General features: G+C 67.2%; 14 protein-coding genes. 5 read left to right on the forward strand and 9 right to left on the reverse strand.

Annotated features, from left to right (window positions below):
• Positions 1–64: 64 nt before the first annotated feature.
• Positions 65–1,072, reverse strand: a complete 1,008-nt coding sequence (locus NTM_RS21355; protein WP_104861041.1) for an NAD(P)H-dependent amine dehydrogenase family protein — start codon at positions 1,070–1,072, stop codon at positions 65–67.
• A gap of 35 nt (positions 1,073–1,107) precedes the next feature.
• Between NTM_RS21355 and NTM_RS21360 the strand changes: the two genes are divergently transcribed.
• Positions 1,108–1,323, forward strand: coding sequence for a hypothetical protein (locus NTM_RS21360; RefSeq protein ID WP_133057228.1), 216 nt, complete (start codon positions 1,108–1,110; stop codon positions 1,321–1,323).
• Here the strand turns inward: NTM_RS21360 and NTM_RS21365 are convergent.
• From NTM_RS21365 to NTM_RS21390, 6 genes are read right to left on the reverse strand one after another with little or no spacing between them, the layout of a single operon-like run.
• Complete coding sequence (locus tag NTM_RS21365) at positions 1,320–1,790, reverse strand: pyridoxamine 5'-phosphate oxidase family protein (protein ID WP_104861040.1); 471 nt, start codon at positions 1,788–1,790, stop codon at positions 1,320–1,322. The two genes, NTM_RS21360 and NTM_RS21365, sit on opposite strands and share 4 nt — an antisense overlap.
• 46 nt (positions 1,791–1,836) lie before the next feature.
• A complete protein-coding gene (locus NTM_RS21370; protein ID WP_163767624.1) occupies positions 1,837–3,399 on the reverse strand; it encodes an AMP-binding protein in 1,563 nt (520 codons plus the stop codon).
• Positions 3,384–4,208 carry an enoyl-CoA hydratase/isomerase family protein gene (locus NTM_RS21375; protein ID WP_163767627.1) on the reverse strand — a complete coding sequence of 275 codons (825 nt, stop codon included), beginning with the start codon at positions 4,206–4,208 and terminating at the stop codon, positions 3,384–3,386. Before NTM_RS21375 ends, NTM_RS21370 begins: the two co-directional genes overlap by 16 nt.
• Complete coding sequence (locus NTM_RS21380; RefSeq protein WP_163767630.1) at positions 4,205–5,296, reverse strand: hydroxyacid dehydrogenase; 1,092 nt, start codon at positions 5,294–5,296, stop codon at positions 4,205–4,207. The genes NTM_RS21375 and NTM_RS21380 overlap by 4 nt, the downstream gene beginning before the upstream one ends.
• Positions 5,293–6,408, reverse strand: coding sequence for a TauD/TfdA family dioxygenase (locus NTM_RS21385; RefSeq protein ID WP_083143711.1), 1,116 nt, complete (start codon positions 6,406–6,408; stop codon positions 5,293–5,295). Before NTM_RS21385 ends, NTM_RS21380 begins: the two co-directional genes overlap by 4 nt.
• 32 nt (positions 6,409–6,440) lie before the next feature.
• Positions 6,441–7,235: an HpcH/HpaI aldolase family protein gene (locus NTM_RS21390; protein WP_163767632.1), complete on the reverse strand. Its 795-nt coding sequence runs from the start codon at positions 7,233–7,235 to the stop codon at positions 6,441–6,443.
• A gap of 79 nt (positions 7,236–7,314) precedes the next feature.
• Between NTM_RS21390 and NTM_RS21395 the strand changes: the two genes are divergently transcribed.
• Positions 7,315–8,460 (forward strand): acetyl-CoA acetyltransferase, encoded by a 1,146-nt coding sequence (locus tag NTM_RS21395; protein WP_104861034.1) that lies wholly within the window; start codon positions 7,315–7,317, stop codon positions 8,458–8,460.
• Complete coding sequence (locus tag NTM_RS21400; protein ID WP_104861033.1) at positions 8,460–8,885, forward strand: Zn-ribbon domain-containing OB-fold protein; 426 nt, start codon at positions 8,460–8,462, stop codon at positions 8,883–8,885. The genes NTM_RS21395 and NTM_RS21400 overlap by 1 nt, the downstream gene beginning before the upstream one ends.
• Here the strand turns inward: NTM_RS21400 and NTM_RS21405 are convergent.
• Complete coding sequence (locus NTM_RS21405; protein WP_163767634.1) at positions 8,872–10,443, reverse strand: class I adenylate-forming enzyme family protein; 1,572 nt, start codon at positions 10,441–10,443, stop codon at positions 8,872–8,874. The two genes, NTM_RS21400 and NTM_RS21405, sit on opposite strands and share 14 nt — an antisense overlap.
• A 106-nt stretch (positions 10,444–10,549) precedes the next feature.
• Between NTM_RS21405 and NTM_RS21410 the strand changes: the two genes are divergently transcribed.
• Entirely contained in the window at positions 10,550–11,407 is an 858-nt protein-coding gene (locus NTM_RS21410; protein ID WP_104861032.1) for an SDR family NAD(P)-dependent oxidoreductase, read from the forward strand.
• A gap of 6 nt (positions 11,408–11,413) precedes the next feature.
• Here NTM_RS21410 and NTM_RS21415 read toward each other — a convergent pair whose 3' ends face one another.
• Positions 11,414–12,139 carry an enoyl-CoA hydratase/isomerase family protein gene (locus tag NTM_RS21415; protein WP_232079803.1) on the reverse strand — a complete coding sequence of 242 codons (726 nt, stop codon included), beginning with the start codon at positions 12,137–12,139 and terminating at the stop codon, positions 11,414–11,416.
• A 195-nt stretch (positions 12,140–12,334) separates the two neighbouring features.
• Between NTM_RS21415 and NTM_RS21420 the strand changes: the two genes are divergently transcribed.
• Positions 12,335–13,597: a hotdog family protein gene (locus NTM_RS21420; RefSeq protein ID WP_163767637.1), complete on the forward strand. Its 1,263-nt coding sequence runs from the start codon at positions 12,335–12,337 to the stop codon at positions 13,595–13,597.
• Positions 13,598–13,604 lie beyond the last annotated feature (7 nt).

Here is a 13,604-nt window from a genome sequence, read left to right on the forward strand (position 1 = left end):
CACTCCTCCGTCAGTGACGGGTGGCTACCCACTGCCCGCGCGCATAAACCCGCCGGTGGCGCAATCAGAACCCGGCGCGATAGCGCAGGCGGGGAAGCTTGTCGACCGTGACGATGCCTGGCGGCGCGGCGATCACATCCGGAATACGGTTCACGATCTGGGTACATGTCGTCGCCTGGGTCGGCACGGTTCCGTTGGACAAGAACAGGTTCGGCTCGCCCTCGACCGCCCACTCGTTGATGTCACCCTCGCCCGGCCCGTAGACCCGGCCCGACATCTCGAAGACGAATACCGGCCCTTCCTGTGTCTCGATCCGGTCGATGTCGGTGAATCCCACTACGTCTCCGGGCGCGAGATCGATACCGAGTGCCTCCGAACGCATTGCCGTAGCGGCGATGTCGGGTCGCGTCGAGGTGCTGATGGACCTCACGGTCAATCCTGTGTCGGCGACCAACGCATCCAGCACGTTACGGCCGAACGTCGGCGGACGTTGCGCGCCCTTGACCCACTCGTCGAATTCCGCGACGGTGCGCCCGACCTGTTGCGCGGTCGCCAGCTCGGGACCGAAGTCGTCGACGTTCCAGCTGGCCTTGCCGCGGACGGCGTCGATCCGGTGCGCGGTCCCCATCAACAGGGCGACCATGTTCACCCAGAAGGTGTCCTGGAAACCGGTGCCGGTCAACGTCGCCCCGGTGGACTTGGCCAGCGTGTCCAGTTCGGCGGCCAATTCAGGTGAGGTGTCCCAGGGGTAGAGCATCTCTTCGGACAACGTGACCGCGTTGACGCCGTGCTCGGCACAGATCCGAAGCTGTTCGACGGCATCCGTGAGGTAACTGTTCACCGCGATGACGGCGATGTCGGGCCGCGTCTGCTGGAACACCGCGGCCGCATCGTCGCTGACGGTGACGCCGAGTTCACGGCCGAGGCCGGTCAGATCGCCGAGGTCTTTCCCCACCTTCTCCGGGCTGCGGGCGATCGCACCGACGATCTCCACCCCCTTGTCGAGAAGCATTCCGGCGATGATCGAGTTCATCGCTCCAACGCCGTACACGACAGCTCGAATACCGGACATCGCGCTCCACCTTCATTCAGGGTGCGGGCCGCACGGTGCGACCGTCCGCAAATGGTATCGACGGGAAGCCGAAGCCGCTCGGCGAACGCGGGTTTCCCGGCCCGGGAAGCATTGTGGGCGTTGATGACTCGCACGAGGGCGCGTGCGCGCTCTACCACAATCCGGATCGGCAGGCGATGTCCACGACGGTGGTCATCCATTGCTTCGATATCCGCGATGGACAGACGACGCCGGCCGCGTGGGATGTCTAGTTCGGTGCGGTCTCCCGGTGGCCCAACACCGGGTCCTCGCCGACAGGGATCTGCGCCGGGCCGGCACTGAACACGAAGTGTCGGCCCGTGACCTTGCGCGGACGGATCCTGAGGTAGTGGTTTTTGTCCGAGCCGGTCCACGGCGTCAGTTCGGCTTTCTCGGCCTCGGCGATCTCGTCGTTGGTGTACAGCGAGCGGGTGACACCGGCCACGATCACACTCCACCCCTCGACCGAGTCGTAGTGGTCCGCCTCGAACAGCACGTTGTTGTTGATCGCGGCGCCGACCAGTTTCGTGCCCTCGGCGGTGCGGATCAGGATCGTCCGGTCCTGCACGGCGAAGTTGACCGGGTAGATCGCGGGGTTGCCGTCATCCACGGTGACCAGGCGCCCCAGCCCGGCCGTCGCCAGGTGTTCCCAGCACTGGCTTTCGGACAGGATGGTCCTGGTGTCGGCGGCGATGCTCATGAACTCAGCGTAGGCGGGTGCACCGGGTGCTGTCTGAGGCCGAAAGTCACTTCTGTGGGGAATCATCCCTGCCACCGGCACCGCTGGTAGCGGCTCCGTACCTGTCGACCAGTCGCCGCTTGTACAGCTTGCCCGCATCGGTGCGCGGCAACCGCCCCTCGAACACGATCTGACGCGGACGCTTGTGCGGCGCGAGGTGTGCCCGTGCCCAGGCCCGCAGCTCGTCGGCTGCCGCATCGTGGTCCGACGCGGGGTCCACCAGTTCGACCGCGGCCATCACCGTCTGGCCGAGGTCGTCGTCGGGAACGCCGAACACCGCGACGTCGGCGACCGCCGGGTGGCTGATGAGCACGTTCTCGATTTCCTGCGGATAGATGTTGACTCCGCCGGAGATGATCATGTTGTGCCTGCGGTCGGTCAGGTACAGATAACCGTCCTCGTCCACGTAGCCGACGTCACCGACGGTGACCCAGCCCTCGGCGGATCGCGACGCTGCGGTCTTGTCCGCGTCGTTGAGGTACTCGAACGGGTAACCGCCCTCGAAGTAGACGTCGCCGACCTGGCGGGCCGGCAGTTCGTCGCCGGCGTCGTCGAGGATGTGCGGCCGCCCGAGGATGGGCCTGCCCACCGATCCGGGCCGCTTCAGCCACTCCTCGGCCGTGATCAACGAGATGCCCGCACCTTCGGAGGATCCGTAGTACTCGTCGATGATCGGCCCCCACCAGTCGATCATCTGGTGCTTGATGGCCGGTGGGCACGGTGCGGCCGCGTGAATCACCCGCTCGAGGCTGGATAGGTCGTAGCGACCGCGGACGTCGTCGGGCAGTCGCAGCATCCGCACGAACATCGTCGGCACGAACTGCGCATGGGTGACCCGGTAGCGCTCGATGCATTCCAGCGCGCCCTCGGCGTCGAAGCTCTCCATCATCACCGTGGTCGCGCCGACCGCCTGCGCCGACATCGTCCACATGGCCGGTGCGGTGTGGTAACTGGGCGCGGGACTCAGGTAGACCGATGTGTCCGACACCCCGAGCGCCTGGAACACCGGCGTCGGCAGGGACGGCCTTGTGCCCGTCTCCGACTGCAGCGGCCTGCGGATTCCCTTGGGCTGCCCGGTGCTTCCCGCCGAGTACTGGAGCAATTGCCCCTCGGGCTGCCCGACGATGTCGGTATCGGGCTCACCGAAGACGCAGTCGGGGTAGCGCTGCCAGCCCGCCAGGTCGCCGTCGGCGATCAGCGCCGGATCCGGAAGGCGCAGATGACCTTCCAGCTCGGCACACAGGTCGCGCAACGCGTGCGACGACAGGATCGCGCGCGCACCGCTGTCTTCGACGACGTACGCCGCTTCCCTGGCGGTGAGATGGGTGTTGACCAGGGTGAAGTAGAACCCGCAGCGACGCGCTGCCCACATCGCCGCGTGGATGTGTTCGTTGTTCTCCATCAACACCGCGACGGTGTCCCCTGCCACCAGACCATGACGTCGCAGAAAATGCCCGAGTCTGTTGGCCGCGGTGTCGAGTTCGCCGAACGTGATCCGCCGGCCCGAAGGATGCAGGATCACCGCCGGCTGCCGGCGGCGATGCGGGGCGGACGCTACAGCGCTTTCCACTGCGGTGGACGCTTCTCCAGGAACGCGCGCGGGCCCTCGACGGCGTCTTTGGTCAGCGCGACCTTCATCCGGTAGTTCTCGGCGAGCAGCTCGGCCTCATAGATGGGCAGTGCCAACCCTTTGCGTACCGCCATCCGCGAACCGCGCACCGCCAGAGGCGCATTCGAGTTCACCACGTCCGCGATCTCCCAGGCCCGGGCCATCAACATGTCATGGGGCACGACTTCGGTGAAAACACCCAGATCGTAGGCGCGTTGGGCATCCAGCCGTTCATGCCTGCCCATCAGGACGAGGCGCATCGCGACGGGCAGCGGCAGGATGCGCGCCAGTCGGACCGCCTCCCTGCCGGAGGTCACACCGATGCTGACATGCGGATCCATCAGACTCGCCTGGTCGGACGCGACGGTGATATCGGCCGTCGTGACCAGATCCATCCCTGCCCCACAGGCGATTCCGTTGACCGCGCAGATGATCGGCTTGGTCATCTGCAGCCACGGCGGCGTGGCTTCCTGAGGGGCGTCCCACTGCCGCATCGAACTGAGCACGGGCTCGCCCTGGTTGTCGATGCCAGGAGCGTTCTCCATGTCGTGGTCGGCCGCCTTGTTGACGTCAGCGCCCACGCAGAGCGCCCGTCCCGCGCCGGTGATGATCACCGTCCAGATGTGTTGCGAGCGTTCGATCTCGGCGTACACGTCGGCCAGTTCCGCGATCATCTCGTCGTTGATCGCGTTGAGGACCTCGGGCCGGTTGAGCGTCACACACGCGGTGTGTCCCCGGACGTCGAAATCGATGGTGTCGTAGCTCGTCACCTGACGGTGCTCCCGTTCTCCAGGTCCACCCGTGCGGTGGGACGCATTCCGAGGAGGTCGGAGAACCGCTCGCAATACCGCGGCCAGACCTCCGGGTTCAGCAACCGCGGCGGCATCCCCCCGGCGAATATCGTCTGCCATTGCTGCGCGGTCGCGACAGCGATGTCGCGGGCGGCTTCGACGGTGATGCCGGCGGTATGGGGTGTGGCGACCACATTGTCCAGATGCAACAGCGGGTTGTCGTGGCGCGGCGGCTCCTCGTGAAAGACGTCGAGACCCGCGCCGGCGATGTCCCCGCCGACGAGTGCGTCGAGCAACGCCGCCTCGTCGTGGACCGGTCCTCGTGCTGTGGTGATGAAATACGCGGAAGGCTTCATCGCCGCGAATTGGGCACTGCCGAACAGGCCCTTCGTCTCGCTGGTGAGCGGGCACGTCACCTGCACGAAGTCCGACCGTTCGACCAACTCGTCCAGCGTCACCCGCACCACCCCGCGCCGCCGTGCGGTCGAATCGTCCACATACGGGTCGAAGACCAGCACCTCCATACCGAACGGTGCGCACATCTCGACCAGACGGCCACCGATCGCACCGAGGCCGACCACGCCGAGCGTCTTACCCAGCAATTGAGTGCCCCGCAGGGCCAGCCGGTCGCCGATGTCCCCACCGCGCAGCGCGCGGTCGGCGACGGTGATCTTCTTCGCCAGATCGAGCATGAAACCGAGCGCGTGCTCGGCGACCGCCTCGGCGCCGGGCCCGGAGTTGTTGCACACCGCGATACCGGCGCGGGTACACGCCTCGACATCGATCACGTCGTAGCCGGCACCGGCCGAACAGACCGCCAGCAGGTTGTCGCACCGCGACACGAGGGCCGGACCGGCCAGCCACTGTTCACCGTCGCGGCGGCGCGCCACATCGGTGCGGGTCGCCACCTGGTACCCGTGGGCTGTTCGCAGTTTCGCCCAACCGTCGTCGTCGGATGCGTCCAGGTCTAGTCTCACCAGTTCCACATCGGAGCGCTCGAGCACCTCTCCGGCGACGGGGTCGGTCCACCGTTCGTAAACCAGCCGGGGCCGCGGGCTGCCGGTCACTTCTTCAGCTTGGGTTTCGCCTGAGCGGCCTTGAACATGTCGGCCAATGCGGCGTCGACGTTCTTGTAATCGTTGCGCGCGACGGAACCATCCCGGCCTTCGACGGGGTCGTAACCGAGCCGCAGGTCCTTGTTCTCCATGTGGAAGTACTCGCGCCCGAGCGGCAGCCGCCGGTCCTCGAGCGGCACTTCCATCCACGCCCGCAGGAAGCACCGCGCCTTCTTCGGGTCGGTGCTGCTGACGAAGTCCGAGCGGGAGTGACACATCGCGAAGTTGTTCGCGACCGCGGCCTCCCCCGACTCCAGACGGAACTCCACCTGCTGCTCGACGAGCACGGTGCGAAGCAGTTCGATGGCCTCCTCCTGCTTGGGCGTGAACTCTCGCCCCAGTGTCTTCATCGCGGGAAGAATGCTGCTGTAGGTGAAGTTCAGACAGATGCGTCCGTCGACCTGGGAGAACACCGGGACGTCGTACGGGGTGACGTCGGGCTGGTCGTCGGGCTGTTCGCTGCGGCGGTGGTGCGGGAAACCCTGATACAGCACGTCGAGCAGGTCCGGACGTTCCCGCAGGATCCGGTTGTGCGCCGCCGGCCCGCTGGAGAACTGACTCTCCCCGCCCTGGGCCGCCGGATACACGCACAGAAGCGAGAGGATGTCGGCGGCGTCGTTGTGCATCGCCAGCTCGGCCCGCGACTTGGTGCCGCGTGCCGGCTGAACCCCGTTGGGCAGCACCTCCTCCTGCACCCGCACCATGCGGTGCCCGAAGGAGTTGTTGGACACCAGATAACCGAGGTGGGTGCAGAACGCCCAGTAGATGCGCTCCAGTTCCTCGATCGAATGCTGCTCGACCGGGAAGCCGCGCACGCACGCCAACCCCTTGCCGTACATCAGATCCTGATACAACCGGGCGAGGTCGTCGTCGAGGTCGGGATGACGCGCATCCTCGGGCGTGATGTCGTCGCGGTCCTTGTTGCCGGTCTTGACCAGAATCGATTGCAGCGCGCCGACGTTACGCGAGGACAGATCGAAGCAGAAGTCCTCCTTGCTGGTGAAATCGGCACCAGTCCAGGCCATCGAATCGGTGACCTGCTCGGTGTAGATCGCGGTGGGCATCCGTCCTCCTGTTGTCCTGGCGTGGCTTTCGCTCAACCGGCGCTGGGTCCGTGGCGGCCGTCAAGTCCCCGGAGCGCTTGGGCGCGCATCGTGGCCGCCTCGGTCATCATCCCGACGTCCGTCCCCGCCGAGATGAAGCGCAGACCCATCCCGACGAAGCGTTCCAGCAGGTCAACAGACTTTATGCCGGCCACTCCAAGCGCGACACCGTGGTTTCGGCATGCCGCTGCAACAGACCTTACCGCATAATGGAAATGTGCATTCTCATAGTCTCCGTGAATGCCCATCTCGGCGGTCAGATCGCTCGGCCCGAGTAGGACCATGTCGACCCCGTCGACCGATGCGATCGCATCGACTTCCGCGACGGCGGCGGGAGTCTCGACCATCACGGCGACCACCGTCTGCGACTCCAGGAACGACGCCAGTTCGGGCGCAGGACGCGGCCGGAATCCGCTCAGCACGTTCGGGCCCGAGATCGAGCGATGCCCCAGCGGGGGAAAACGTGCCGCGGCGACGACATCACGCGCTTCCTGGGGCGAGTTGACGTGCGGCACAATGATTCCAGCCGCGCCGACGTCGAGCACTCGGGCGATGACACTGGGATCCTGGGAGGGCACGCGCACCAGCGCCGCGATGCCCGCACCGACGGCACCCGAGCACATCACCGCCACCGTGTCCAGAGACGTCGCGGTGTGCTCGAGGTCGACGTAGATCGCATCGTAACCGCAGGCCGCGGCGATGGCCGGGACCTCGGGCGTGCGGGAGTTGAGCAAGGCCAAACAGAGCAGCAGGCCCTCATTTCGCAGCGACTGGCGCAATGACGTCATCAGAGCCTGACGCTAGCCGACTGAGAACCACGATTCGGCATTTCCGTGAATCGCGTTATCCATATGGTAACCATGACATATGCCAACGAACCCCGTTGCGATCGTCGGTGTGGGCCTTTCCGATTGCGGGCGGGTTCCGGACAAGACCGCGATGGCGTTGATGGCGCAGGCAGCGCGTCGCGCCCTCGCCGACTGCGGTCTCGGCAAGGAGGACGTCGATGGTTTCGGGGGGCACGGAACCCTGCTGCCGCCCGTGGATGTCATCGAGTATCTGGGTCTGCGCCCGATGTGGATCGACTCCACGAATGTCGGCGGGTCCTCGTGGGAGGTCCTCGCCGGACACGCCGCCGCGGCGATCAGCGCCGGCGAGATCGACGTCGCACTGCTGACCTACGGTTCGACCGCCCGTTCGGACGTCAAACGCCGTGTACGCGCATCGGCCGCCGCACTGGGAACCGGCGGCGCGATGGGTTATGAAGCGCCCTACGGCGCGACGCTGATCGCGAAGTACGCGATGGCCGCGCGCAGACACATGATCGAATACGGCACCACGGTCGATCAGTTGGCCGAGGTCGCCGTCGCCGCCCACGAGTGGGCGGCGATGAACGAGGACGCGTTCGAGTCGGAACGCATCACGATCGCCGACGTGGCCGCCGCGCCGATGCTCGCCGATCCGTTCACGTCCAAGCACGTATGCCTGCGCACCGACGGCGGCGGCGCGGTGGTGCTCGCCGGCGAACGGGTGGCGCGGGACTGCGCGAAAGATCCGGTGTGGATCCTCGGTGACGCTGACGCGGCATCGCACGTGAGCATGAGCGAATGGCGGGATTTCACCACCTCGGCGGCAGCGATCTCGGGGCCGCGTGCCTTCGCGCAGGCGGGAGTCACGCCTGCCGAGATCGACGTGTGCCAGCTCTACGACTCGTTCACCTCGACTGTGCTTCTCACCGTGGAGGATCTGGGGTTCTGCGCCAAAGGTGAGGGTGGGGCATTCATCGGGTCCGGGGCGCTGCGTCCCGGCGGGGCGCTGCCCACCAACACCGACGGCGGGGGCCTGGCGTCCTGCCATCCGGGTATGCGCGGAATGTTCCTGATGGTCGAGGCGGTCCGGCAACTGCGCGGTGAATGCGGGGCCCGACAAGTCGCCGACGCCCGCCTGGCGTGCGTGCACGCGATGGGCGGCTTCTTTTCCCACAGCGCGACGATGATCCTCGGGAGGCAGTGATGGAGGTGCCCGTGGGCCCACACCGGCCGGTGGCCGATTCCGACAGCCACGCGTGGTGGAGTGCGATCCAGGACCGCACCCTGATGGTCAACGGATGCGCATCGTGCGGCCGGAAGTCGTTGTATGCCCGTCCATTCTGTCCACACTGCTGGAGTGAGGATGTCGCGCTGGTCGCTGCGAGCGGACACGGAACCCTGTACACGTGGAGCGTGGTCCACCAGAACGCGGCACCGTTCGACGCTCGCGCACCGTACGTGGTCGCGATGGTCGACCTGGCGGAGGGGCCGCGGGTGATGAGTACGGTCGAAGGCTGCGATGCAGCCGAACTTCGCGCCGGCATGGCGTTGACGGTGTCGTTCCGCGAGGACGAGGACGGCTTCGTCGTTCCCGTGTTCCACCCAGCCCACCCGGTCAGTTCGCGCTGACGAGGCGCGGGGCCACCGCGCGGCGTCGACCGTCGGCCCGCTGGGCCAGCGTGTTGCGTTCGACCTTCCCGTTCGCGTTGAGCGGCAGCGACTGCTCCCAGAACACCAGTTCCTCGGGCAGCTTGTATTTCGGCAGACCCGCGACGGTGAGCGCCGAGGCGACGTCGGCCAGCGAGAGCTCGGCGCCGTCGTCGAGCACGAGCGCGACTGCCAACCGCTCCCCCGTCGTCGCATCGGGCACCGAATAGGCGGCGCATTCCCGCACCCCGTCGATCCGCAGCACTGCCTCGTCCACCTCGGCCGCCGCGATCTTGAGCCCGTTGCGGATCACGATGTCCTTGATCCGCCCGACGATCCGGACGCGGCCGTCCTCGACCTCGGCGACATCGCCGGTGCGGAACCATTCGCCATCGAAGGCATGCACGTCGTCGTCGGTGTCGGTGTAGCCGAGAAAAGTGTGCGGGCCGCTGATGCAGCACTCGGTCGGCTCACCCGACGACCCCACCCGCACCTGCACATCGGCCAGCAGAGTCCCGTCGTCGTTGTGCCGCAGCGACTTCGGCTCCTCACGTAGGCCGGACGTGCTCACCGGCACCTCCGACGACCCGTACGCGCGCATCACGATGATGCCGAACTCGTCCTCGGCCCGTTCGACGATGCGCCGGTCGAGTTGCGTACCGCCGAGATACACCGCCCGCAGCGGAACCTCCGCACCGCGGCGCGCCACCTCGTCGAGCAGCCTGTCGAGGAGTCGATCCGGGCCGCCGTACCAGGTCGCACCGGCGTCCAGCAGCAGATCGCAGGTGCCGCTGGGGTCCCAGCGGTCTTCCAACACCACCGGAGCGGCGAGCATCGGACCGATGAAGAGAGCCTGCAGTACGCCGGTGATCGACGCGAGCGGGCTGATCAGGAAGATGCTGTCGGCGGCTCCGAGGCCGGATGCGGCGATGTAGTTCGCCGACGCCTTGGTCAACGTGCTCAACGAGTGCACCACCCCCTTGGGCCGGGAGGTGGTGCCCGAGGTGTACAGCACGAAGCACGGTTCGTCGGCCGCGCGGGCCGGGCGCAATGGGGTGTCCGGGCGGCGTCCCTGGCCGGCCCGGGCGACCGCGACCGTGCGGCAGTCCGCAGACGCCAAGCCCGGCCAGTCGCAGTTCGGCGTCATCATGTGACGGGCACCGCTGCGGGTCAACGCATCTCGGGCGCCCGTTTCCCCTGCGCTGCGTGCCACCAGCAGCACCACCGCATCCACCCGCAGCGCCGCCTGCACGGCCACCACGGAGTCCACGTCGTTGCCTGCCACGATCACCACGGGGCAGGACCGCGTCACGCCGGAGTCCTTCAGCGCCTGGCCGGTGAGGTCGACCAGTGCGTCGAGTTCGGCGAAGGTGAGTGTGCGGGCGCGGTCGCGCACAGCGGGCCGGTCCGGATGCTTCGAGGCCGCCGACCGCAGCGGGTCAGTAGGTCGATCCGACCAGAAGCCGGCGTCGCGGTAGCGCTCGCGCAGCGTCGCTGCCCGTTCCCGGGCCGTACGCAGCAACTCTGGCGAGCCCGTCATGACTTCCTCCGATGCCATCGCGGATGCAAACGCATATTCTCTCTATCGTAAATGTAACCTCTCAGCCATGAATCCAGACCACACCACTTCGCGTGCGCGTTCATCGATGACCTTCGACGGCGAGGTCGCCATCGTCACCGGCGCAGGAAGAGGGCTCGGCCGTTGTCACGCCCTGGAGCTGGCCCGCCGGGGGGCACGGGTGGTGGTCAACGACCTCGGCAGCACCGTCGACGGCAGCGGCGCGTCGACGTCGGCCGCACAAGCCGTGGTCGACGAGATCACGGCCGCCGGTGGCACGGCGATCGCCGAGACATCCTCGGTGGCGACCGAGGACGGGGGCGCGGCGATCGTCGCGGCCGCGATGGACGCCTTCGGCCGGGTCGACATTCTGGTGAACAACGCCGGGATCCTGCGTGACGCGGCGTTCAAGAACATGACCGCCGATCAGGTCGACGCGGTGATCGCCGTCCATCTCCTCGGGGCGTTCAACGTGACCCGTGCGGTCTGGCCGGTGATGCGGGAGCGGAACTACGGCAGAATCGTCCACACCACCTCTGGTACAGGACTTTTCGGTAACTTCGGACAGGCGAACTACGGCGCGGCGAAAATGGGGTTGGTCGGCATGATGCACGTGCTGGCCATCGAAGGCGCGCGCAACAACATCGCGGTCAACGCGATCGCGCCGATCGCCCGGACCCGGATGACCGAGGACATCATGGGTGAGGCGGGAAAGGCGATGGACCCCGAGCTGGTCACACCCGTCGTCGTCTACCTCGCACACCGCGACTGCGACCGCACGGCCCATGTCTACTCGGTGGGCGGAGGGAAGGTGTCGCGGGTGTTCATCGGAGTGACGAGCGGGATCGAGGATCCGGCGCTGACCGCGGAATCGGTCGCCGACTCGATCGATACGATCGACGATCCGTCGGCGTTCGTCATCCGCGGAGGGCCCGCAGCGCGCTGACGGCGATCAGCACCCACGGAACTTGGGGGGACGACGCTGCGCGAACGCGGCCAGCCCCTCCTGGAGGTCGCTGGTCCGAGACACCACCTCTTGCGCCCATGCCTCCTGCTCGAACGCGCGGTCGCGCCCGGACTCCGAGGACACCTTCAGCAGGCGCTTGGTCAGCCCCAGCATCACCGTCGGACCCTGCGCGAGCCGGCCGGCGAGCTCGGCGGCGACACCGTCCACGTCCGACGGGGCGACAACCCGGTTCACCAGGCCGAGGTCGGCGCAGGTCGCGGCATCGACGGGTTCGCCGAGCATCAGCAACTCGGTTGCTTTGCGCAATCCGACGATCCGCGTCAGAAGATGGACCGCCCCGGAATCAGGCAGAATCCCCCGATTCACGAACGCCTCGACAAGGCGCGCCTCGCTCGACATCACGACCAGATCGCAGGCCAGCACCAGGCTCGCCCCGGCTCCCACCGCCGTACCGTTGACCGCGGCGACCACCGGCTTGTCACAGTCGAGCACCGCGCTGATCAGTCGCTGCCAGCCCTGCTGCAACATCTTGGCGATATCGCCGGCCCGGCGTTCGCTTCTCGGCGCGGCGGCGCCCGCCTCTGCCGCGTGCGCCGACAACCCGGCACCGCCACAGAAGTGCTTCTGCCCGGCAGCGCAGAGCAGGACCGCGCGGACGGCCGGCTCGTCGTGCGCCGCGGCGAAAGCCTCCGTGAGCGCATCACGGGCCAACGGCGACAACGCGTTTGCGGTCCGAGCGCGGTCAATCGTGATCCGTTGGACACCGTCGCGCACACTGACGGTTATCCCCGGTTCTTCTGTATCCATCGTGTCGCCCCTACCGCGTTAACGTCGTTTCCGCTTTTCGGGTATCTTAATTCTCGCTGTCGCCGCGATACCCATATCACCACGACGAGGAGGCATTTCATGGCAGAAACGGCCTCCCCGACGGGGCAGATCACCGACGAGGGTCTGGCCAGGTTGCGCGCGACCATCGGCATCCCGGTCCCCAACCCCCAGCCGCCGCACTACACCCGCCCCAACGAGGACGCATTCCGGCACGTGGCAGAGAGCTACGGCGACGCGAACCCGCTGTGGACGGACCCCGAGTACGCCGCCAAATCCGTCTGGGGCGGATCCATCGCGCCGCCGGCCCTCATCGGAGGGGACACGCTGATCGGCGAGGACGAGGTGCCGGTGCTCTCCGACGAGGAACGCGAACTCACCCGCGGTGACCCGCTGCGGGGGGTGCATGCGTTCTACGCGTCCTCGGCGCGGGAATGGTGGGCTCCGTTGCGCGCGGACCACCGGGTGTTCCGGCGCAGCGCCCTGGTCGCGGCGCTGGACAAGGGCAGCGAGTTCGCCGAGCGCGCCGTGCACGAATGGTCCGCGCAGGTCTACCGCGACGACGACGGAACCATCCTGGGCGGCCAGTACCGCAACATGATCCGGACCGAACGCAGCAAGGCTCGAGGACGCAAGAAGTACGCCGCCGTGGAGCTGAAGACCTGGAGTCCTGAGGAGATCGCCGAGATCGACAGCCGGTACGCCCGTGAGGTCCCGCGGGGTGCGGAACCCCGCTGGTGGGAGGACGTCACCGAGGGGGATGCCCTGGGCCCGTTGACGAAGGGACCCCTGACGGTGACCGATATGGTGTGCTGGCATGTCGGCATGGGCACGGGCATGTACGGGGTTCGACCGCTGCGGTTGGCGTGGCGCAACCGCCGGCGCATCCCCCGCTTCTACACTCCGGACGCCAACGGCGTGCCCGACGTCCAGCAGCGAGTGCACTGGGAACCCGACGCGGCCCGAAACGCGGGAAATCCGACGACATACGACTACGGCCGGATGCGCGAGACCTGGTTGATCCACCTCTGCACGGACTGGATGGGTGACGACGCGTGGCTGTGGAAGCTGGGTTGCGAATTCCGGCTGTTCAACTACGTCGGTGATCTGCACACGATCTCGGGAACGGTGACCCGCAAGTACCTCGCCGACGGAGAACGCCCGGCCGTCGACGTGGAACTGGCCGCAACCAACCACCGGGGCGAGGTCACCGCCCCCGGACACGCCACGATGCTCCTGCCCAGCCGTGACCGGGGCCCGGTGCGGCTCCCTGATCCACCAGGCGGCGCAACCGATCTGGCTGAACTCCTCGCCGCGGTGTCGGCCCGATTCGCCGAACACTGAGCGTCAC

Origin of the sequence: Mycolicibacterium parafortuitum (genome assembly GCF_010725485.1) — a bacterium.
Lineage (GTDB): Bacteria > Actinomycetota > Actinomycetes > Mycobacteriales > Mycobacteriaceae > Mycobacterium.

Excerpts from the sequence above, each read along its gene's own strand:
- NTM_RS21355 (WP_104861041.1), bottom strand. The coding sequence starts at position 1,072 with ATGTCCGGTATTCGAGCTGTCGTGTACGGCGTTGGAGCGATGAACTCG.
- NTM_RS21365 (WP_104861040.1), bottom strand. The coding sequence starts at position 1,790 with ATGAGCATCGCCGCCGACACCAGGACCATCCTGTCCGAAAGCCAGTGC.
- NTM_RS21385 (WP_083143711.1), bottom strand. The coding sequence starts at position 6,408 with ATGCCCACCGCGATCTACACCGAGCAGGTCACCGATTCGATGGCCTGG.
- NTM_RS21390 (WP_163767632.1), bottom strand. The coding sequence starts at position 7,235 with ATGACGTCATTGCGCCAGTCGCTGCGAAATGAGGGCCTGCTGCTCTGT.
- NTM_RS21395 (WP_104861034.1), top strand. The coding sequence starts at position 7,315 with ATGCCAACGAACCCCGTTGCGATCGTCGGTGTGGGCCTTTCCGATTGC.
- NTM_RS21400 (WP_104861033.1), top strand. The coding sequence starts at position 8,460 with ATGGAGGTGCCCGTGGGCCCACACCGGCCGGTGGCCGATTCCGACAGC.
- NTM_RS21405 (WP_163767634.1), bottom strand. The coding sequence starts at position 10,443 with ATGACGGGCTCGCCAGAGTTGCTGCGTACGGCCCGGGAACGGGCAGCG.
- NTM_RS21410 (WP_104861032.1), top strand. The coding sequence starts at position 10,550 with ATGACCTTCGACGGCGAGGTCGCCATCGTCACCGGCGCAGGAAGAGGG.
- NTM_RS21420 (WP_163767637.1), top strand. The coding sequence starts at position 12,335 with ATGGCAGAAACGGCCTCCCCGACGGGGCAGATCACCGACGAGGGTCTG.